Raw genomic sequence first — 18,897 nt, 5'->3', positions numbered from 1 at the left:
GTTCTCTCGGGCCATGGGCGCGGGGCGGTCTCCGTTAAAGTGATGGGTACGCCCACGAATCGAAGCGAGGAGAGCCTCGATGGTCGTGAGTACGGAGCCGCCGCGCCGTGAGTGGGTGCCGGTCGAGCAGCGATGGTTCGGACTGGACCGGCGGACGTTCGCGGCCGGGTTCACGGCACTCGCGATCGCGCTGGTGCTGATCTACGGTCTGCAGGGACTGAACGCGGCGATCCCGTGGCACCACGAGATCCGCGCCGGGCAGGTGCTCGACCTCGGTGACGGCGCGACGGCGGTGCCGCCGGTCGGTTGGCAGCTCGAGCACGGCACGCTCGTCGGTGGTGCCGGAGCGGCCGCGACGAGTCTGCAGATCGTGCTCGCCAACGGTGGCGCGACGATCGAGCTGGACGGTACGACGTACGACGGGTCCGCGTCCGCCTTCCTCGATCAGGTGCATCGATCGCAGGGCGATCCACCCGGCGTGATGGGGGCGCGCGGCTCGTTGACCACCGACTCCGGGCTGGTGGGTGTGGCGCAGAGCGGGTCCGGGCCGAACGGCGACGGGGTCGACGTGGCCTTCAAGATGGCGGTCGGCTCGGGCCCGGCCGTCGACAACGCACCGGCGCTGCTGGTCCGGGTTCGCACCGCGACCGGGCAGTTCGAGCAGTACGAGCAGCAGGTCGGCGCGATGCTCCGCAGCATCACCCCGGGAGCGGCGCGATGACCGCCGTACCGCAGGAGACGCAGGAGAAGACGGCCCAGCTCGACGCGATCGAGCAGTCCGGCTGGGGGCAGCCGTTCCGGTTCCTGCAGCCGCACAACGTCGCGTTCTGGGTCTACGTACTCGGCGTCGGCGGTGGAGCGCTGACGATGCTGAAGTATTACGGTCCCGGTGCGCAGTTCTACACGCCGGCGCTGGCCGGTGGCGTCATACTGTTCGGCCTCTATCTGGTGCCGTGGCTGCTGGTGCTGCGTCATCACAACCGCTTCACCGCGCAGCCGGCCGGGCTGCTGGCCGCCGGTTTCGTGTGGGGTGGCGTCGCGGCGACGTTCTGGATCGCGCTGCCGGCCAACGGGGCGCTGCTGTCGATCTGGACCAAGATCGGCGGTACGTCGTTCGCCGCCGACTGGGCCGCCGGTCTCACCGCTCCGATCAACGAGGAGTTCGGCAAAGCGCTCGGCCTGGTCCTGCTGATCGGCCTCGCGCCGCGCCTGGTCCGGAGTGCCTACGACGGCTTCATCATCGGCGCGTTCATCGGGCTCGGGTTCCAGGTCTTCGAGGACGTGCTCTACGTCTACAACGGCGCCACCCAGCTGTACGGCGTCGACCAGCTCGGCTCGTCGCTGCGCGTCTTCGTGATCCGCGGCGCCGCCGGCATCGTCTCGCACGCCCTGTTCAGCGCGATCTTCTGCGCCGGTCTGATGTGGGTCCTCGGCCGGACACGCGGCGAGCGCAACATCCTGCGCGGCGTACTCACGATGCTGATGGCGATGGTGTTCCACTTCGCCTGGGACGACATGACGGGTCTCAGCAACGGCGGCGTCTGGGCCGGGATCCTGCCCTTCCTGATCACGATCGTCGAGCTGACAGCACTCTTCTACGTACTGCGTCACGCCGCCGGCCACGAGCGCACCTGGATCCGTGAACTCCTCACGCCCGAACTGGCGACCGGCGCGATCGACCCGCCCCTGCTCGACGCGGTCAGCGGCCTCCGGAGGGATCGCAAGAGGTACCGCAAGCACCTGCACAGCCGACGGAAGGCCCGCCATCGGATGGAGGCCGCAAGCGACCTCGCCCATGAGATCGCCCGCGCCAACGGAGCCGACTCCCCCGGCGTCAACTACGCCCGCGCGGAACTCCTCCGTCTCCACGCGAACACCGGTACGCCGTGACAGCTGCGCACCGCACGCTCGTCTGTGTGGGCGACCTGGTCGAAGACGTCGTGGTCTGGTCAGCCGGCGCATCGCGACGCGGGACCGACAATCCGGCGCGGATCCGGCGAACCCGGGGCGGTGCGGCGGCGAACGTCGCCGCCTTCGCCAGCAGTCTCGGTACGCCGGTCCGCTTCGTCGGCCGCGTCGGCGACGACCACGTCGGCGATGCGCTGGTGCGAGACCTGGTCGAGGCCGGTGTCGACGCGAGGGTCCAGCAGCACGGACGGACCGGGACCATCGTCGTCCTCGTGGACGCGGCCGGAGAACGCACCATGTACCCCGATCGAGCGGCCGCGGCCGAGCTGACCGACGTACCGGACCACTGCTTCACCGGGGCGGCGGCCGTCCATCTCTCGGCGTACTCGCTCACCGGACCGCCGCTGTCCGTGCTGCGGCGCGCCTCGGAAATCGCGCACGCCGAAGCCGCCATCGTCACGGTGGATGCGTCGTCGGTCGCGCTCATCGATGCGATCGGCCCTTCCGAGTTCCGCGACGTGATCAGCAGCCTGCGGCCGACGTACGTCTTCGCGAATCGGATCGAGGCCGACACCGGGTCGCTGCGGGACCTCGCCGGCTCGGGTACGACGGTGGTGGTCAAGAACGGCGTGGAGCCGACCGAGATTCATCGCGGCGATGGCCTGACGACGACCGTCGCGGTGCTGCCGGTGGGCGAAGTTCGTGACACGACCGGTGCCGGTGATGCGTTCGCCGCGGGCTTCCTGACCGCCCTACTCGACGACGCCACCATCGTCCAGGCGGTCGACGCCGGACACCGCCTCGCCCGAAGGGTTCTCGGCGAACCCGGCGCCGCCCTTGACCAGAACGGAGTCACGAGTGATTGAGCCGAACCTGTCCGACGAGGTGGCTGGAGCGCTGGCCGTGGGCCGTGCGGTCGTCGCGCTCGAGTCGACGATCTTTTCGAACCTCGGCCTGCCCGCGCCGGCGAATGCCGCGGCCCTCGAGCTGTGCAAGCAGGCGGTCGTCGAGCAGGGCGCCGTACCGGCCGTGGCGGCGATCCTCGACGGGCAGCCGCAGGTCGGTCTCACGCCGGACCAGGAGAAGCGTGTCCTGCAAGGGACCCGCAAGGTCGCCGAGCGCGATCTGGCGGTGGCGCAGGCGCAGCGCTGGGACGTCGGCGTCACCACCGTCTCGGCCACGGTCGCCCTCGCCCACGCCGCCGGGATCTCGGTGTTCGCCACTGGCGGCATCGGCGGCGTGCACCGCGGATCCGAACTCAGCGGCGACATCTCGGCCGACCTGGACGCGATCGCCAACCACCCGGTGATCACCGTCAGCGCCGGCGCCAAGGCGTTCCTCGACCTGCCGCGAACACTGGAGTACCTCGAGACCGCCGGCGTCCCGGTCCTCGGCTGGCAGCACGACTGGTTCCCCGCCTTCTACACGCGATCCAGCGGGCTGCCGGTTCCGCACCGCGTCGAGGACGAGCGGGAGGTCTGCGACGTACTCCGTTTCCGCGCGCGACCGGACACCGGCGTTCTGTTGACGGTCCCGATTCCCGAGGCCGACGAGATCCCGGCGTCGACGATCGACGCCGTACTCGATGCTGCGTTGGAGGCGAGCGTTCAGGCTGGAGTCGCGGGTCCCGCTGTCACGCCGTACGTGCTGGCGAGGATCGAGAAGGAGACGGACGGGCAGAGTGTCCCGGCCAACCTCGCGCTGGCGCGGAACAACGCTGCCGTCGCTGCCCGGATCGCGGTTCAGTACGTCTTGTAGTAAATGAGTTCGCCGGACTCGCCGGCCGCGGCGCCTTCGCCGGGGATGAACAGGGTGATCACGAACGCCGGCTGACCGTTGGGAGCTTTCAGGCTGGTGATCGTGGGGTTCGCGAACGCCGTACTGCCGCCGTCGGTGGTGATCGTGGTGCGGTCGGCGTTGCCGGTCTGGTAGTCGTAGACGAAGGTGCGCCACGAGCCGAAGTCGCCCTTGGTGTACTGGCCTTCGATCAGGCCGAACGCGTACCCACGGAACGTGGTGTTGTCGCGGTCGCCGATGTTGCCGTTGACGCCCCAGTAGAGCAGGGCGTTGTCGAAGTTCGGCTGCGCGGCGGTCGACCAGGAGTTGAAGTTCGTGAGGGTACCGCGCTGTTGGCGGTCGCGATCGCAGTTCCACCAGTAGTGGCCACCGATGTCGATCGTCGAGTGGTCGATGTCGGGTGACAGCGTGACGCTGTAGATGTTCGGGGTGCCCTCCGCGCAGGACGAGAGCCGGCGGGGTGCGTCGTACGAGCGGCTGACGGTGCCGGCCAGGACGTCCGCGCGTGAGGCGAAGTACCGGAAGGCGAGGTGGTTGTTGCCGCCACCCGCCTGTTCCTGTTCCCAGGCGAGCACGAATCCGCCGTTCGAGGCCTGGACGATCGTCGGTTGCGAGGCCGGGCCGGTGTTGCTGCCGGCCAGCTCGCGGACCCAGTGCCAGGTGAGCAGGTCCGACGAGGTCGCGAGATTCACCCGGAAGTGCCCGTCGCTGGCGAGATGGTGCGAGACCGCGAGGTAGCCACCGGTCGAGTCCTGGATGATCTTCACGGTGTCCATCACATGACCGGCGTCGTCCTTCACGCCGTACCGCTTCCCGGTCGCACCGGCGACGTTCTCGACGATCCCCCGCAGTTCGGCACGCGCCGGATCGGACGCGGCCGTCGTGGACGCTTCGGCCGGAACGACCGCCCCGGCGAGCGTCACCGAGCACAGGACCAGCACAACACGAAGAACTCTCAGCATGGGCGGCTTCCCTCGTGAGGAACGAAGTACTACGATCCTCCACTCCCGACGGTACGGCACCGCGCCGGTTCCCGCTGCTCGGTAGAGTGGCTCAAATGAGTGCCCTGCGTGTTCTCTTCCTCGGTGGGACCGGCATCATCAGCTCGGCGAGCTCGTGGCGGGCGATCGAAGCCGGGCTCGATCTCACGGTGCTCAACCGGGGTAAGACCTCGGTCCGTCCGCTGCCTGCCGAGGCCCGGCAGATCACCGCCGACCTCGACGACCGGGCAGCGTTCGCGGCCGTTGCCGGGCAGGACTTCGACGTGGTCGTCGACTGGCTGGCGTTCACGCCCGACCAGGTTCGCGCTCGGACCGATGCGCTCCGCGGACACGTCGGCCAGTACGTGTTCATCAGTTCCGCCTCGGCGTACCAGACGCCGCCGGCGCGGTTGCCGATCACCGAGTCGACGCCGCTGCGGAACCCGTTCTGGGAGTACTCGCGGAACAAGATCGCCTGTGAGGACCTGCTGACCTCGCTCTACCGCGACGAGGGTTTCCCGGTCACGATCGTCCGGCCCTCGCACACCTACGACCGCACCCTGGTCCCGTTCGACGGCGGATGGACGATCGTCGAACGGATGCGCCGCGGACAGCCCGTCGTCGTACACGGCGACGGCACCTCGCTGTGGACGCTCACCCACCACCGCGACTTCGCGCGCGGCTTCGTCCCGTTGCTCGGCCACCCCCGCACGCTCGGCGACGCCTTCCAGATCACCTCCGACGACGTCCTCACCTGGGACCAGATCGCGCACGCCCTCGCCGCCGCGGCCGGTACGTCGGCCCAGATCGTGCACGTCCCCTCGGACGCGATCGCCGCGGTCCATCCCGGGTGGGGCGACGGACTGCTCGGCGACAAGACCCATTCGGCCGTCTTCGACAACTCCAAACTCCGCCAGGTCGTCCCGGACTACCTCGCCACGATCCCCTTCGAGACCGGCGCCCGCGAGATCGTCGCGTGGTACGACGAGGACCCGGCCCGGCGGACCGTCGACCACGCGGTCGACACCGCGATGGACACCCTCATCGCCCGCTACACGGTCTGACCGGGATCACGACGACACCCGACCGCCGAGCTTGTCGCGGACGCGGTTCCACCGCTGCGTGTACGACTTGCCGAACCGTTTCTGGGCCCGCTCGAGTTTGCGCTCGCCGTACCGGCGTACGGCCCAGGTGGAGCGCGGCTTCGCCAGCCGGACGGCACCGACGAACGCTACGAACGGCACCACGATGCCGACCAGACCGGTGGACAGCTTGCCCTTGAGGAAGCAGATGACCGCCATCGCGAGGTGGAACGCGATCCCGCCGAAGTAGCTCCAGTTCGAGATCCCGCTCCCGGTCCGATGCGGCTCTGCACCGATCGGGCTGGTCTGCATCAGTAGCACCGCACCCAGCACTCCCCCGAGCATGATCGCGTCGATGGACTTGCGTCCTTCCGGTCCCCAGTAGACGTCGTCGAGGTACAGCCAGAGCGCGAACTCGTCGAGCGTCAGCGCCGCGCCGGCCCCGAACATCACGGCGAGGATCTCGGCCCAGGGACTGCCCGGGGTGTAGCGGAAGTACAGCAGCCCGGAGAGCATCACCATCAGAATTCCCCAGACCTGATGGTGGATGTGGATGCCGCCGATGTAGACGTCGGACAGCCCGCCCTCGTCCTCGGCGTGGGCGGCCTTCTTAGCCTCCCGCTGCTTGGCGCGGATCCGTCGGGTGATCACCCGGGTGACGCTGAACGTGACGAAGAAGGCGAACAGCATCCACGCGGCCTGCGCCCGTCCGGTGTCGACGAGATCGCCGTACCAATCCATCACGATCATCCGGCCGTCGCCTCACGTCCTACCCGTTGGGCCGGACCAACGGGAACAGGATGGTGTCGCGGATCGACAGACCGGTCAGGTTCATCACCAGCCGGTCGATCCCCATCCCCATCCCGCCGGTCGGCGGCATGCCGTACTCGAGGGCCTCGAGAAAGTCCTCGTCGACCTGCATCGCTTCGGGATCGCCCGCTGCCGCGAGCTGGGACTGCGCGACCAGCCGGGCCCGCTGGTCCACCGGGTCGATCAACTCGGAGTACGCCGTACCTTGCTCGGCCGCGAAGATCACCAGGTCCCACTTCTCGGCGAGCCGTGGATCCACTCGGTGCGGCCTCGTCAGCGGCGCGTTGTCCTTCGGGAAGTCGGTGTAGAAGACCGGCGTCGACGTGGTGCGCTCGCACAGTTCCTCGTAGATACCTTCGAGCACCACGCCCCAGGTGGCGTCGGCGTCCGGCTCCAAGCCGACCTTCGCGGCGTGCCGGAGCAGCTTCTCGGTCGGCGTGTCCGCGGTGACCTCCTCGCCGAGTGCCTCCGACACCGCTTCGCAGATGCTCTTCACCGGCCAGTTCCCGGACAGGTCGTACTCGATCCTCTTCCCGTCCGCATCGGTACGGCGCGCGATCGGCGCGCCGTACACCGCGGTCGCGGCCTCCTGGATGAGCTCCTGTGTCAGCACGCGCATCGTGTTGTAGTCGCCGTACGTCTCGTAGACCTCGAGCGACGTGAACTCCGGGTTGTGCTTGAAGTCGACGCCTTCGTTGCGGAACTGCCGGCCGACCTCGAACACCTTCTCGATCCCGCCGACCAGCAGCCGCTTCAGGTGCAGCTCGGTCGCGATCCGCAGGTACAGATCGAGGTCGTAGGCGTTCATGTGAGTCTCGAACGGACGCGCGTTCGCACCGCCGTGGACCAGTTGCAGGACCGGTGTTTCGACCTCGACGAATCCCCGCGCCTGCAGGGAATCGCGGACACTGCGTACGACGGTCGAGCGGGTGTACGCGACGTCGCGCGCGGCGGGACGCACGATCAGGTCGACGTACCGCGCCCGGATCCGGGCCTCCGGGTCGACCAGACCTCTGAACTTGTCCGGCAGCGGGCGGATCGACTTGCTTGTCAAGCGCAACGACTCGGCTCGGACCGAGAGCTCACCCCGCCGAGTGGTGATGACCTCGCCGGTGACACCGACCTGGTCGCCGAGGTCGATCTCATGGCGCCAGAAGTCGTACTGCTCCGCGCCGACGCCAGCCAGGTCGACCATCAGTTGCAGGTCACCGCTGCCGTCGCGCAGCTTCGCGAACCCGAGCCGTCCGTGATCGCGTTTCAGGAGGATGCGACCGGTCACCGCGACCCGGCGGCCGGTCGACGTACCCGGCGGAAGGTCACCGGCCTCGGCCCTGACCTGCGCCAGCCTGTGCGTGCGCGGGTAGGTCACGGGGTACGGATCGACGCCACTCGCCCTGATCCGGTCCAGCTTCGCCCGGCGGACGCGCACCTGTTCGGGAAGGTCGTCAACGGACAGCGCCTCGGCCAGCGGGTCCGGTGGTGCTGGGATCAGCGCGGTCACCGCCGCGGCGTGGTCGGCACCCGCGGTGTCCAGAGCTGCCGCCGGATGCTTGCCCCGGAGCATCGAGAGACTCGGACGCGTCAGGAACCCCTCGGCACTGCCCGCGGCAGTCCCCACGCGCGGCAGGTCCGAGGTGTACTCGAAGCACATGAACCGCGGCTGCCAGTCCGGGAGATACTTCGCGTTCGAGCGGTACAGCGACTCGAGTTGCCAATTGCGGCTCGCCACCAGGAGCGCCTGACGCCACAGCCTCGCAACCGGGCCGGCGCCGAGCTCAGCTCCCCGCTCGAACGCCTCGCGGAACATCGCGAAGTTGAGCGACACCCGGCCGATGCCGATGGTCGCGGACTCCTCCGCGAGCGCCGCAACCATCAACTCCACCAGACCGTTGTCCGCCGACGGGTCCCGGCGCATCAGGTCGAGCGAGAGCCCGGTGTGCCCCCACGGCGCGAAGCTCAGGAATCCGCGCAGCGTGCCCTCCGCGTCCTGCGTACGCACCAAGACGCACTCACCGTCGAGCGGATCCTCCAAGCGACCGAGCGCCATCGAGAACCCGCGCTCGTCCCCGCCATCCCCTCGCCACGACGCGGCCGCCGTACTGAGCGCCCCGAACACGTCGGCCGTCAGACTCGAGTGCCGTACGACGTCCGTGGTGTACCCGCGACGCTGCAAGCGCGCGACCGACTGCCTGACCGCCTTCAAACCAGGCCTGTTCAGCGAGAACGTCCGCAGATCGAGAACGGCCTCGTCACCGATCTCGTACGCCGTCAGTCCAGCCTCCGCGAACGCCGCAGCGCCTTCCTCGCCCGCACCCATCACCGCGAGCGACAGCCCCTTCGACCGAGCATGCTCGCGCCATTGCTCGATCGCCATCGGCCAGTGCTCCGGGTCGCCGACCGGGTTCCCGCTGGCGAGACTGACCGACCCGATCGCGCGGTACGAGACCCCCGACTGAGCCGTGGCCGGATCGCCGGAGTCCCAGATGATCGACTTGTCCCGGCGGGTGGCGAAGTAGCCGAGCGAGTCGGCGCCACCGAAGTCCCGCAGCAGCGTCCGGATCCGCGCTTCGTCGGCAACGTCCAGAGTCCGACTCTGCTTCGGCGCCCGGAACAACAGTTGCGCCGCCAGCAGTACGACGGCCGCGCCAGCGAGCCCGATCAGCCCTCGCACCCACCACGGCGCGGTCACCGCGTGATCAGGCGCCAGCACGCCGATGTCGGTGAACATCTCGTCCAGGACGTACTGCGCCGCGTTCGCGAAATCGCCCGCATCGCCGAACCGGCGTACCAGCGCGGCACCGCCGACGAGCACCAGCCCGCCACCGACCACGAACACCGCGATCGCCTGCCACAGGCTGCCGGGCACGCGCCTGGCCAGGAACTGCGGACGGGCACGCCACGCGACGACCAGGACCGCGGCGATCAGTACGAGGCCGATGGCCTGGACCCACGAACCGCCGTCGAGCAGGGAACCGATCCGGGCGATCTCCGGCACGATGAGCCACCACAGCACCAGGAGCCACCACGCGGCGCGCAACCGGCGGCGCAGCGCGACCCCCATGGCCACCAGCAGCGCGGCATAGACCAGGCTCGGCACGATCGGGATCGTGAGCATCGAGACGATGTCCTGCTCGCGTGCGAAGTAATCCCGCCACGGCGGTACCACCGCGACCACGGTCACCAACGCCGCAAAGCCGAACATGGCCGCCGCGAAATGGTCCGGCCAGCGATCGTCGAGCGGTTTGCGAACCTCGACCGCGCGCACCCGGGCCGTCGGTCCCACTGGCAACGCAGCAGTATCCACCGATGTGTTCATCCAGGCCCGCCAGTAAACACCCCGAATGCGCGGCGCGCATCTCCCCGAATCCCGACGGTACAGGAGACCGTTGGTGACGTATACGGCCGAAACAACCGCCTACCGTCCGTGCCGACACGGTCGGTGACGGTGGGCCGCCGGCCGCGACGGGCGTAGCCTCGGGACATGGTCGCCGGTCTGCTGGGAGCCTTCGCGGCGGCGGTCTGCTACGGGATCGGCTCGGTTCTCCAGGCCGTCGCGGCCCGCCGTACGCAATCCGTGGAAGGTCTCGACCCGCGGTTACTCATTCGATTGTTCGGCTCCTGGCGGTATGTGCTGGGAATCGCCTTCGACACTTTTGCCTTCCTGCTGTCGATTGCCGCCCTGCGCACTTTGCCGTTGTTCGTCGTGCAGTCGATCGTGGCGAGTTTCCTCGCGGTCACCGCCGTTCTCGGCGCAATCTTTTTACACATGCCGCTGCGCCGGCCCGAATGGTTCGCGTTGATCGTTGTGGTTGTCGGACTGGTCCTGATCGGGCTGTCCGCGGCGGAGGACCGTACGGTCTCGGTCGGCACTGCGGAACGCTGGGGAGTCCTGGTGGCAGCCGTCGCGCTGGGCCTGCTGGCAATTCCCTTGGGGCGGATCAACGGCGCGCCAGGTGCCGCCGCGCTCGGCTCGCTGGCCGGTCTCGAATTCGGCGCGGTCGCGGTCGCCGCGCGCATCCTGCCCAGCTCGGTCCAGCTCGACACGCTCTTCAGCGATCTCGGGGTCCTGCTGCGCGATCCGGCGATCTACGCGCTCATCCTGGCCGGCGGAGTCGCACTCCTCACCTACTCGACGGCCCTGCAACGCGGCACCGTGACGCAGGCAACCGCGCCGCTGGTGATCGGCGAGACGGTCGCCCCCGCGCTGGTCGGCCTCCTGCTCCTGGGCGACCGCCCGAGGCCGGGCTGGGGTTGGGTCGCGGCCCTGGGCTTCGTCCTCGCGGTGGCGGGCGCACTAAGCCTGTCCCGGCACGGCGACCTCTCAGAGCCGGATGCGGTAGAAGCGACGCGCGGTGCCTGAGTAGATCTCTTCACGTTCGGTCGCCGAGAGATCGGACAGTACGTCGGCCAGTCCGGCGAACACCCGGTCATAGCCGCCCGCTGCAGTCGAGATCGGCCAGTCGCCGCCGTACATCAGACGGGACGGGCCGAACACCTCCAGGCCACGGTCCACGAACGGCCGGATCCCGTCCGGCGTCCAGGTGTCAGGCGCGGCACCGGGGTACAGACCGGAGAGCTTCGCGTGCACGAGTGGATTCTGTGCGGCCGTCTCGATCAGGCTCCACCACGGCTCGGGATCGGACTCCCCGATCGGCGGCTTGGCGAGGTGGTCGATGACGATCCGCAGCCCGGGATGCCGCTCCGACAGTGTGGGGACGTGTTCGAGATGCCGCGGCAGTACGGCGACGTAGTCGAAGGTCACGTCCGCCTGTTCGAGAACTCCGAGTCCCTCGTCCACCTCAGGCCGCAGAATCCAGTCCGGGTCCGGAATGTCATGGATCAGATTGCGGATGCCGACAACCCGGGGATCCTTGCGCAGTTCGGCAAGGCGCTCCGCGGCGATGTCCGGCCGGTCGAGCGGGACGTACGCGACGACGGCCGCGACCTCGGGATGCTTGTCGGCCACCTCGAGCATGAGCTCGGTGTCGCTGTCGTGGTCGTCGGACTGCACCAGCACGGTGGCGTCGACACCGTTGCGGGTCAGCTGTGGACGCAGCTCCTCGAAGGTGAAGGTTCGGTTCCACTGCGGTACGTGCGGACCGAGCCACTGGTACGGCGAGCGGTTCAGGTCCCAGACGTGCTGGTGGGCGTCGATGATCATGCCGGACCTCGTTTCTCGACCAGGTACAGATGGGTGAGGACGAGCACGGTCTCCGCCCGCTGGTTGGTCACGCTCACCTGCTCGTGCACGTAGCCGTGCGTCCCCGGCATCCGCTTGTGGTCTGCCTTCTCGGTGATGACCGCGCCGACGGTGATGGTGTCGCCGATGAACACCGGCTTGATGAACCGGATCTTGTCGTACCCGTACGACATCGCCCGTGGATTGATGTCGCCCGCCGTCATCCCGACCGCGACGGACAGGATCAGCGTGCCGTGTGCGATCCGCTGACCGGCCGGCTGGGTCGCCATCCACTCCGCGTCCATGTGGTGCGGGAAGAAGTCGCCGGTCTGACCGGCGTGCAGCACGATGTCGGCCTCGGTGATCGTGCGGCCGACGGTCGTCCGGCTCTCCCCGATCGCGTAGTCCTCGAAATACCGGTCCACCACGATCATCGGGTTGCCTCCAGCAACTTCTCGGCCAGTGCGTTCGTACGCCGGATCAGCTCGGCGTCCGTCAGCTCGCCACGCAGTGCCTGGGTGACCCAGGGCGACGCGACGTCCTGGAACTCCATGTAGCCCGCGGTCCGCGGTCGCACCCAGGCGCCTTCGAGCGTGCGCCGGGTCCCGCGGAAGAAATCCCAGGAGTCCTTGTTGAGCCGGTCGTCGTCCCACGAAGCGGCGTACCCGGGCTGGCCGCCTGCGTCGTAGTACACCCCGGACTGCACCTCCGGCGACGCCAGCCAGAGCGCGTACGCGCGCGCCGCGTCGAGGTCTTGGCTGTACGCCGAGACCGCGATTCCCGCACCGCCGAGCTGCGACCCGGCGACGCCACGCGGCCCCGCGGGAATGTCGACGTACTTGAGCCGCTGGGAACGGAAGCCTGCGCGCGAGTAGTTCGAGTACCCGTAGGCCAGCGGGGCGTAGGCCCAGCGATCGTCCTTCACCAGCGCCTCGGCGACCTCGATCGGGTTCGCCGCGAGGCACCACTCGGGTACGCGCTCGGCGAGGCGGTGCATCAGGTCGAGTACGGCGCCCGCGTCGTCCTCGGCGAGGAAGCGTCCGGGTTCGGCGGCGACCGGCGTACCGCGGTTGGCGGCGAGGGTGCACAGCGAGGAGTACGCGTCGATCGGTTTCGCGGGCCAGAGCACCCTGCCCTCGCCGGCCAGGGCGAGAACGCCGTCCCAGTCCGTGGGTGGCGCGGGCAGCAGATCCGGCCGGTGGACGGCGACCTGGGCAGCGGAGTCGGTGGCGAGTCCGTACTGATGGCCGTCGTGCGCGTACGACGCATGACTGTTGCCCACGGCATCGGAAGCCAGCGCCGCCAGCTCCGTGTCGTGGCCCGCGCCGTCGAGCGGTGCGAGCAGCCCTTCGGCGGCCGCCAACGGGACGTGCGGATGATCGATGACGAGCAGGTCGTACCGGGCCGCGAGACCGGCGAGAGGTTCGTCCGCGAACGCCTGGAGCGAGCGGAACTCCCACTGCACCTCGACACCGGTCCGGCGGGCGTACGCCTCCGCCGCGGCGACCTGACAGTCGTAACCGCGCGGGTGCTCCCACGTCATACCGCGTAACGTCGTCATGCGATCTCCTCCACCTCGTGAGGGCCGAAGGGATCGTGCTCCCCCAGCCGGGGCGCCGGGCGCGGGTCGATCAGCCGCTCGCCGTCGATCCTGATCGGGCTCCGCGTCGTGACCAGCTCGAGGCCGTCGCGACTCAGTTCCTGGGTCATCGCGATCGCCCGGAAACCGTCGTGTTCGACCAGCTCGTCCAGCGTGAGAACAGGTGCGCACCACACGTCCTCGGCGTCGAGAACGGCGAGCCACTCCGCCCGCGTCCGAGTGCTGAGGCGCTCGGACAGCAGCCCTTCGATCTCTTCCTGCCGGTCCCACCACGACTGCGGGTCGCTCATCGCGGCGACCTCCGGCAGCTCGAGCAGCCGGCCGATCACCGGCACCGGGTTCATCGCGATGGCGAGGTACCCGTCACTGGTCGGATAGATGCCGTACGGCGCCGGCAGGAACGCGTGCGCGGAGCGATTGCCCTTCCGCCGTACTTCGATCGACGGGTCGTTCAGGCGCGTCGTCAGCAGCTCGAACTCGAGGTCGAGCAGGGCCTCCAACAGGCTGGTCTGCGCGTGACCACCCCGGCCGGTGCGGAACCGCCGTACCAGCAGGGCGGTGATGCCTTGCGCGAGGTGACAGCTGGCGAGATGATCCGCGACGGCCAGGCCGACGGGTACGGGCGGATCGTCGCGCGAGCCGTTCAGCCAGGGCAGGCCGGCGATCGACTGGGCGAGCAGATCCTGTCCGGGGCGATCCTTGAAGGGACCGCTGTCGCCGTACCCGCTGACGCTGCCGTAGACGATGGCCGGGTTGATCCGGCGGACCGTCTCGTAGTCGAGGCCGAGGCGTTCCATCACGCCCGGACGGAAGTTCGAAACCACCACGTCGGCTTCCGCGACCAGCGCCCGGACCCTGGCGAGATCGCCCGGATCCTTCAGGTTCGCGACCAGGCTCTCCTTGTTCCGGTTCATCGCGTGGAACGACATGCTGTCGCTGCCGACCATCCGGCCCGCGAACGCCAGCTGCCGACCCGCGTCGCCGCTGCCGGGGCGCTCGATCTTGATCACTCGCGCGCCCAGGTCGGCCAGCCGCAGCGCGGCCACCGGCCCGGCCAGGAACTGGCTGAAGTCGAGTACGGTGACCCCTGTCAGGGGCAGCTCGGTCACCATTCGGTTCCCAGAGCGTGTCTCATAGGTCTTCCTCCCACAGAGTCAGGCAAGAGTCAGGCGTTGTACTGCGGTGGCTCGCCACCGCTCGCGGCGGACGTGTACGCGGCCTCGACGACCGCCATCGTCCGGAAGACGTCCTCCACCGAGGTGGGGAGCGACGGGAACGAGCCCTCCAGGTACCGCTGGACGACGCTCATCGAGCCGATGAACGCGTCCGGGAACCACGAGCCCTCGAACCGCACCGGCCGCCAGCCCTCCTCGAGCCGGTCGTCGGTGACGACCTCGAGCCGGTCCTCACCGCCGCGCGGGTAGTCGAGCAGCAGCCCGAGCTGCGCCCGTACCGCGCCCTTGGTGCCTTCCCACTTGATGTAGCTCTCCTCGTAGCGCTCGCCGAAGTGGTGGTCGTGGTTCGTCGAGACCACGACCCGCACCGGGCGATCGCCGTACGTGAGAGCGATGTCGGACCGGCTGTTCGCGTGCGTCTTCTCCGGGTGCTTCACGGTGACCGCGGAGACGCCGGTCGGGTCGCCGAGGAACGAGCGGACGAGATCGAGGTAGTGCACGCTGTGCATGTTGATCTCGAGGCGGTCGAGCTTCAGGACGTACGGGAACATCTCCCACGGGGTGCGGACCGAGACCCGGATCTCGAGGTCGTAGAGCTCGCCGATGGTGCCTGCGGCAATCAGTTCACGAGCGGCCGCGACGTACGGGGCGAAGCGGAGTTGGGTGTTGACCGCGGCGACGAGGCGTTTGCGGCGACAGACCTCCCGCGTGCGGATGCCGTCGGGCAAGTGGTTGCCCAGCGGCTTCTGGAGCAGGACCGCGGCTCCGTCGGGGAGTTCTTCGAGTACGTCGATGTGCGCCTCGGGCGGGAGGGCTATGTCGTAGACCGGGTCGGCGGGTGCCGCTGCCACGGCGGCAGCGATGTCGTCGTACACCTCGGGGATGTCGTACTGCTCCGCGAGAGTTTGCGCGCGATCGAGCTGGAGGTCGGTGATGCTGGCGACCTCGAAGCCGGCCTTGCGGTACGCCGGGAGGTGGGCGTCGCGGACGATGCCACCGGCGCCGACGAGCACGATCGGGCGCGGGTTCTTCGGCAGCGCGAGGGTGTAGCCCAGGTGTGGGGCGAACTCGTTGAGCATCAGCCCTTCACCGCCCCGACCGTCTCACCGCGGATCAGGAAGCGCTGGGCACCGAGGAAGACCACCAGCAACGGGAGCATCGAGATGAACGTCGCGAGCGCGAGCTGCGGCATGTAGAGCTTCACGTCCAGGCCGGCCGCGACCGTCGGGTTGAACAGCGGGCTCGCGCCGATCAGCTGCTGCAGACCGATCGACACCGTCTGGTTGTTCTGGTTCGACGACAGCAGCGCGAGCGGCAGGAAGAAGTTGGTCCAGTTCGCGACGAACGCGAAGAACGCCACGAGTACGACGACCTGCTTGGAGATCCGCAGTGCGATCCACCAGAAGACCGACACCTCACCCAGGCCGTCCAGCCGAGCCGCCTCGACCAGTTCCTTCGGCATCGTGGTCATGTAGTGGATGTAGGACAGGTAGACGCCGAACGGGAAGAAGCCCATGATCAGCGCGACCGGCCACAGCTGGCCGACCGCGCCTACCGCGTTCACCTCGAGGAACAGCGGGATCACCAGGACCGTGTTCGGCATCACCATCGTGATCAACGTGATCAGGAGCACCGCCCGGCGCGCGCGGAACCGCAGGCGGGCCATCGCGTAGCCGGCCGGGAGCGCCGCGATGACGGCCAGGATCGCACCGCCGCAGGCAACGATCAGTGAGTTGGTCAGCCAGCGCGTGAACAGGCCGCCATCGGGGCCGAAACCGTTGACCTGCGACCAGCTGTACCGGACGTTGCTCCAGGCAATGTCCCCGAGACCGAGCAGTCCACCGCTTCCCGACTCCACTCCGTCGTTGGAACGGAACGCCATCGCGACGAAGCCCGCGATCGGCAGCAGGAAGATCGCGGCGACGAACAGCATCGACACCACGCGGGCCAGCCGGCCGGCGCTCCAGTTCTCGATCCGCATCACTGGTCCTCCTTGCCGAACAGCCCGCTGCGGAAGACGATCAGCAACCCGATGCCGAGCGTGATCACCAGCAAGATCAGCGACATCGCAGCCGCGGCCGGGAAGTTGTAGTTGCTGAACGCGAACGCGTAGCCCAACTGCGTCGGCGTCCACTGGTCAGGTAGCGCGTTGCTCGCCACCTGGTCGAGCAGCTGGGGCTCGAGGAACAGTTGGAAGCCGTACGCGAGGTTCATCAGCGCGGCGTACCCGATCCACGGCCGGATGATCGGCAGCTTCACGTGCCACGCGAGCTGCCACGCTCCCGCGCCGTCCAGTGCGGCCGCCTCGAAGATGTCGTCGGGGATCCCGTTCAGGCCGCCGTTGACCACGATGATCCAGGAACCGACGCCCTGGAAGAACATCATCGCGGTGAGGACGAACGGCAGGTGGCCGGGCGACGCGACCGCCTGCTTGATCGTGTCCACCCCGACCGCGTGCCAGAATCCCTCGATCGGCGACTGCCCGGGGTTCAGCAGGTAGACCCACAGCACGAAGTTCGCGATCCCGGCCAGCGCGCCGGGGATGTAGTAGACGAACCGCATCGCCGCACCGAACCGGCCCGGGCTGGCGTGGATCAGCAGCGCCAGGCCGACGATCCCGACCATCATGATCGGCAGCCAGATCACCAGCGTCGCGAACACGTTCTGGAACGTGTCGAGGAACCGGAAGTCGGTGAACACCGTCTTGAAGCTCGCGACGCCGCCGAACCCGGTGCTCGGGTCCAACGGTGTCGGCGGCTTCTCCAACGCGGTCTTGATCGCGTAGCCCACCGGCACGATGCCGCCGATGAGCAACAGGACGACGTACGGCGAGAGCAGGATCCAGGCTCCCCTGGTCTCACTCGGCCGGGACACCTTCGCCTTGCGGCGCCGGGCCTTCGGCACCGGAGCGCTCGTCCTGCGCTCGTCGAGCAGCGCGGTCGTCATGCCTCACTCCTTGATCTGGTGGCGGGTCCGGCTACTTGACGGTGTAGCCCATCGCCTTGGCCTGCTTGAGCAATTCGTCGTTGAACCCGCTCCAGGCCTGGTCGACGCTCTTCCCGGAGGCCAGGCCGGCAGCGACCGTTTCGGTCCACACACTGCCGGTGTTGTAGAGCAGGTAGGAGTGATCGGGCTGGACGAAGGCGTTCGCACCCTTCATCGCTGCGAACGTCGTCTTGTCGTCCGCGAAGTACTTCGTCTTCGCCTGCTTCGCGGCCCACGCGTCCTGCACCGCGCCGTACGCCGGCAGTCCGGTCGACAGCTCGACCTGCCACTGGGGGTCGGTGGCAACGAACTTGGCGAACGTCAGCGTGTTCTGCAGCTGCTTGCCGGTGATGTGCCGGGAGATGCCCCACAGGCCGCCGCCCTCGTTGCCCGTGGCCGGCTTGTCCTCACCCTTCCAGGCCAGCGGCGCGACCGCGGTCACCTGCCCGGCCGGCACCTTCCAGGACTGGCGGAACAGGTAGTCGCCCCACCAGGCGGCGCCCGGGCTCATCACCACGTCCTTGCCGACCTTCGCGGCGTCGGCGTCGAAGATCCCGACCGTCGAGACCGCCTTGCTCTGCACGAGTTTCGTCAGCAGGTCCTTCGCGCGCACGCACTTCGGGTCCGTGAGGTCGATGTGGACCTCGGTCTCGGACTTGCGAGCGTTCGTCGGGCAGCCGGAGGCCCACAGGTAGCGGTCGGGCGCGTAGGCGTCGCCGGTGAAGCCGCTGAGCTTGCCCGGGTGTTCCTTCGCGATCCGGACGGCGAGGTCGCCGTACTCGTCCCAGGTCTTCGGGACGGTGTAGCCGTACTGCTTGAAGAAGGCCGGGTTGTACCAGAAGACGTCAGGGGCGGCGTCGTTGCGCAGGCAGCGGATCTTGCCGTCGATCTTGCACGGCGCGATCACCGCGTCCTCGTAGCCCTTGATCACGTCGGGGAGCTGGTCGCTGAGGTCGGCGGTGTAGTTGACCTGCGCACCGGACGCCCACGCGATGTCGTCGTTGGACGGGAAGAAGATCGCGTCCGGCCAGCCCTTCCCGGCCTGGTTGAACTGGGCGAACTGCTGCTGCAGCGACTTGCCGCCGACGGTCCCGTCGATCTGGTTGATGGTCGTCTTGATCTCGGGATGAGCCTTCTGGAAGGCCTTCGCGGCGGGCACCCGCGGCGGGTCGACCCAGACCGTGATCGCACCACCGGAGTCCGTCTGCTTGGTCTCCGCGCCGGCACCACCGCCGGACGACCCACAGGCGCTCAGCAGGGCGGTCGCGAACACCAGGGTCGCGGCGGCCACGGTGCGCTTGGTCCCGGGACGTACTCCGGGTGACTTCATGAACGGACTCCTTCGCTTCGTGTCCCGAGCGGTGGCGGCGGTCCGAGCTGT

17 protein-coding genes are annotated in these 18,897 nt (G+C 68.6%); 6 read left to right on the top strand and 11 right to left on the bottom strand.

Annotation, left to right across the window (positions count from 1 at the left end; genetic code table 11):
• Positions 1–79 precede the first annotated feature (79 nt).
• Genes AC0662_RS04395 through AC0662_RS04380 form a run of 4 tightly spaced genes read left to right on the top strand, consistent with a single transcriptional unit; the run spans position 80 to position 3,666 of the window.
• On the top strand, positions 80–721 hold the full coding sequence (locus tag AC0662_RS04395) for a hypothetical protein (RefSeq protein WP_478298466.1): 642 nt from the start codon (positions 80–82) through the stop codon (positions 719–721).
• Positions 718–1,890, top strand: a complete 1,173-nt coding sequence (locus AC0662_RS04390) for a PrsW family intramembrane metalloprotease (RefSeq protein ID WP_478298464.1) — start codon at positions 718–720, stop codon at positions 1,888–1,890. Before AC0662_RS04395 ends, AC0662_RS04390 begins: the two co-directional genes overlap by 4 nt.
• A 26-nt stretch (positions 1,891–1,916) precedes the next feature.
• A complete protein-coding gene (locus AC0662_RS04385) occupies positions 1,917–2,774 on the top strand; it encodes a carbohydrate kinase family protein (RefSeq protein ID WP_478298462.1) in 858 nt (285 codons plus the stop codon).
• The gene (locus AC0662_RS04380) at positions 2,767–3,666 is read left to right on the top strand and encodes a pseudouridine-5'-phosphate glycosidase (protein ID WP_478298460.1); all 900 of its coding nucleotides are present in this window, start codon (positions 2,767–2,769) and stop codon (positions 3,664–3,666) included. Before AC0662_RS04385 ends, AC0662_RS04380 begins: the two co-directional genes overlap by 8 nt.
• Here AC0662_RS04380 and AC0662_RS04375 read toward each other — a convergent pair.
• Positions 3,651–4,667: a hypothetical protein gene (locus tag AC0662_RS04375; protein WP_478298458.1), complete on the bottom strand. Its 1,017-nt coding sequence runs from the start codon at positions 4,665–4,667 to the stop codon at positions 3,651–3,653. The two genes, AC0662_RS04380 and AC0662_RS04375, sit on opposite strands and share 16 nt — an antisense overlap.
• Positions 4,668–4,762: 95 nt before the next feature.
• On the opposite strand from AC0662_RS04375, the gene AC0662_RS04370 reads away from it, so the two are divergent.
• Positions 4,763–5,749 (top strand): NAD-dependent epimerase/dehydratase family protein, encoded by a 987-nt coding sequence (locus AC0662_RS04370; RefSeq protein ID WP_478298456.1) that lies wholly within the window; start codon positions 4,763–4,765, stop codon positions 5,747–5,749.
• 6 nt (positions 5,750–5,755) lie between these two features.
• On the opposite strand, the gene AC0662_RS04365 is transcribed toward AC0662_RS04370, so the two are convergent.
• Together AC0662_RS04365 and lysX are read right to left on the bottom strand one after the other, a co-directional pair.
• The gene (locus AC0662_RS04365) at positions 5,756–6,517 is read right to left on the bottom strand and encodes a hypothetical protein (RefSeq protein WP_478298454.1); all 762 of its coding nucleotides are present in this window, start codon (positions 6,515–6,517) and stop codon (positions 5,756–5,758) included.
• Positions 6,518–6,536: 19 nt separating this feature from the next.
• Positions 6,537–9,860: a bifunctional lysylphosphatidylglycerol synthetase/lysine--tRNA ligase LysX gene (gene lysX, locus AC0662_RS04360; RefSeq protein ID WP_478300190.1), complete on the bottom strand. Its 3,324-nt coding sequence runs from the start codon at positions 9,858–9,860 to the stop codon at positions 6,537–6,539.
• Positions 9,861–10,058: 198 nt separating this feature from the next.
• On the opposite strand from lysX, the gene AC0662_RS04355 reads away from it, so the two are divergent.
• Positions 10,059–10,937 (top strand): DMT family protein, encoded by an 879-nt coding sequence (locus tag AC0662_RS04355; RefSeq protein ID WP_452200345.1) that lies wholly within the window; start codon positions 10,059–10,061, stop codon positions 10,935–10,937.
• Here the strand turns inward: AC0662_RS04355 and AC0662_RS04350 are convergent.
• The 8 genes from AC0662_RS04350 to AC0662_RS04315 are packed head-to-tail and all read right to left on the bottom strand — an operon-like array spanning position 10,899 to position 18,846.
• Positions 10,899–11,738 (bottom strand): amidohydrolase family protein, encoded by an 840-nt coding sequence (locus AC0662_RS04350; RefSeq protein ID WP_478298452.1) that lies wholly within the window; start codon positions 11,736–11,738, stop codon positions 10,899–10,901. The two genes, AC0662_RS04355 and AC0662_RS04350, sit on opposite strands and share 39 nt — an antisense overlap.
• On the bottom strand, positions 11,735–12,190 hold the full coding sequence (locus tag AC0662_RS04345; protein WP_452200349.1) for a MaoC family dehydratase: 456 nt from the start codon (positions 12,188–12,190) through the stop codon (positions 11,735–11,737). The genes AC0662_RS04350 and AC0662_RS04345 overlap by 4 nt, the downstream gene beginning before the upstream one ends.
• The gene (locus tag AC0662_RS04340; protein ID WP_452200351.1) at positions 12,187–13,317 is read right to left on the bottom strand and encodes an extracellular solute-binding protein; all 1,131 of its coding nucleotides are present in this window, start codon (positions 13,315–13,317) and stop codon (positions 12,187–12,189) included. Before AC0662_RS04340 ends, AC0662_RS04345 begins: the two co-directional genes overlap by 4 nt.
• Positions 13,314–14,465, bottom strand: a complete 1,152-nt coding sequence (locus AC0662_RS04335; RefSeq protein ID WP_478298450.1) for a CaiB/BaiF CoA transferase family protein — start codon at positions 14,463–14,465, stop codon at positions 13,314–13,316. Before AC0662_RS04335 ends, AC0662_RS04340 begins: the two co-directional genes overlap by 4 nt.
• Before the next feature lie 56 nt (positions 14,466–14,521).
• The gene (locus AC0662_RS04330) at positions 14,522–15,610 is read right to left on the bottom strand and encodes a Gfo/Idh/MocA family protein (RefSeq protein ID WP_478298448.1); all 1,089 of its coding nucleotides are present in this window, start codon (positions 15,608–15,610) and stop codon (positions 14,522–14,524) included.
• On the bottom strand, positions 15,610–16,512 hold the full coding sequence (locus AC0662_RS04325) for a carbohydrate ABC transporter permease (RefSeq protein ID WP_452200357.1): 903 nt from the start codon (positions 16,510–16,512) through the stop codon (positions 15,610–15,612). Before AC0662_RS04325 ends, AC0662_RS04330 begins: the two co-directional genes overlap by 1 nt.
• Positions 16,512–17,477, bottom strand: coding sequence for a carbohydrate ABC transporter permease (locus tag AC0662_RS04320; protein ID WP_478298446.1), 966 nt, complete (start codon positions 17,475–17,477; stop codon positions 16,512–16,514). Before AC0662_RS04320 ends, AC0662_RS04325 begins: the two co-directional genes overlap by 1 nt.
• A gap of 31 nt (positions 17,478–17,508) precedes the next feature.
• A complete protein-coding gene (locus tag AC0662_RS04315) occupies positions 17,509–18,846 on the bottom strand; it encodes an ABC transporter substrate-binding protein (protein ID WP_478298444.1) in 1,338 nt (445 codons plus the stop codon).
• Positions 18,847–18,897: the final 51 nt, after the last annotated feature.

The organism is Kribbella sp. NPDC043289, from assembly GCF_056436705.1.
Note: the sequence above shows the minus strand (reverse complement) of the source record. Positions and strands in the feature narration are given on the sequence as shown.

What these genes read in the sequence shown, in the direction of transcription:
- AC0662_RS04395 (WP_478298466.1), top strand. Translation starts at nt 80, where the DNA reads ATGGTCGTGAGTACGGAGCCGCCGCGCCGTGAGTGGGTGCCGGTCGAG.
- AC0662_RS04390 (WP_478298464.1), top strand. Translation starts at nt 718, where the DNA reads ATGACCGCCGTACCGCAGGAGACGCAGGAGAAGACGGCCCAGCTCGAC.
- AC0662_RS04375 (WP_478298458.1), bottom strand. Translation starts at nt 4,667, where the DNA reads ATGCTGAGAGTTCTTCGTGTTGTGCTGGTCCTGTGCTCGGTGACGCTC.
- AC0662_RS04370 (WP_478298456.1), top strand. Translation starts at nt 4,763, where the DNA reads ATGAGTGCCCTGCGTGTTCTCTTCCTCGGTGGGACCGGCATCATCAGC.
- AC0662_RS04365 (WP_478298454.1), bottom strand. Translation starts at nt 6,517, where the DNA reads ATGATCGTGATGGATTGGTACGGCGATCTCGTCGACACCGGACGGGCG.
- AC0662_RS04355 (WP_452200345.1), top strand. Translation starts at nt 10,059, where the DNA reads ATGGTCGCCGGTCTGCTGGGAGCCTTCGCGGCGGCGGTCTGCTACGGG.
- AC0662_RS04350 (WP_478298452.1), bottom strand. Translation starts at nt 11,738, where the DNA reads ATGATCATCGACGCCCACCAGCACGTCTGGGACCTGAACCGCTCGCCG.
- AC0662_RS04345 (WP_452200349.1), bottom strand. Translation starts at nt 12,190, where the DNA reads ATGATCGTGGTGGACCGGTATTTCGAGGACTACGCGATCGGGGAGAGC.
- AC0662_RS04340 (WP_452200351.1), bottom strand. Translation starts at nt 13,317, where the DNA reads ATGACGACGTTACGCGGTATGACGTGGGAGCACCCGCGCGGTTACGAC.
- AC0662_RS04330 (WP_478298448.1), bottom strand. Translation starts at nt 15,610, where the DNA reads ATGCTCAACGAGTTCGCCCCACACCTGGGCTACACCCTCGCGCTGCCG.
- AC0662_RS04325 (WP_452200357.1), bottom strand. Translation starts at nt 16,512, where the DNA reads ATGCGGATCGAGAACTGGAGCGCCGGCCGGCTGGCCCGCGTGGTGTCG.
- AC0662_RS04320 (WP_478298446.1), bottom strand. Translation starts at nt 17,477, where the DNA reads ATGACGACCGCGCTGCTCGACGAGCGCAGGACGAGCGCTCCGGTGCCG.
- AC0662_RS04315 (WP_478298444.1), bottom strand. Translation starts at nt 18,846, where the DNA reads ATGAAGTCACCCGGAGTACGTCCCGGGACCAAGCGCACCGTGGCCGCC.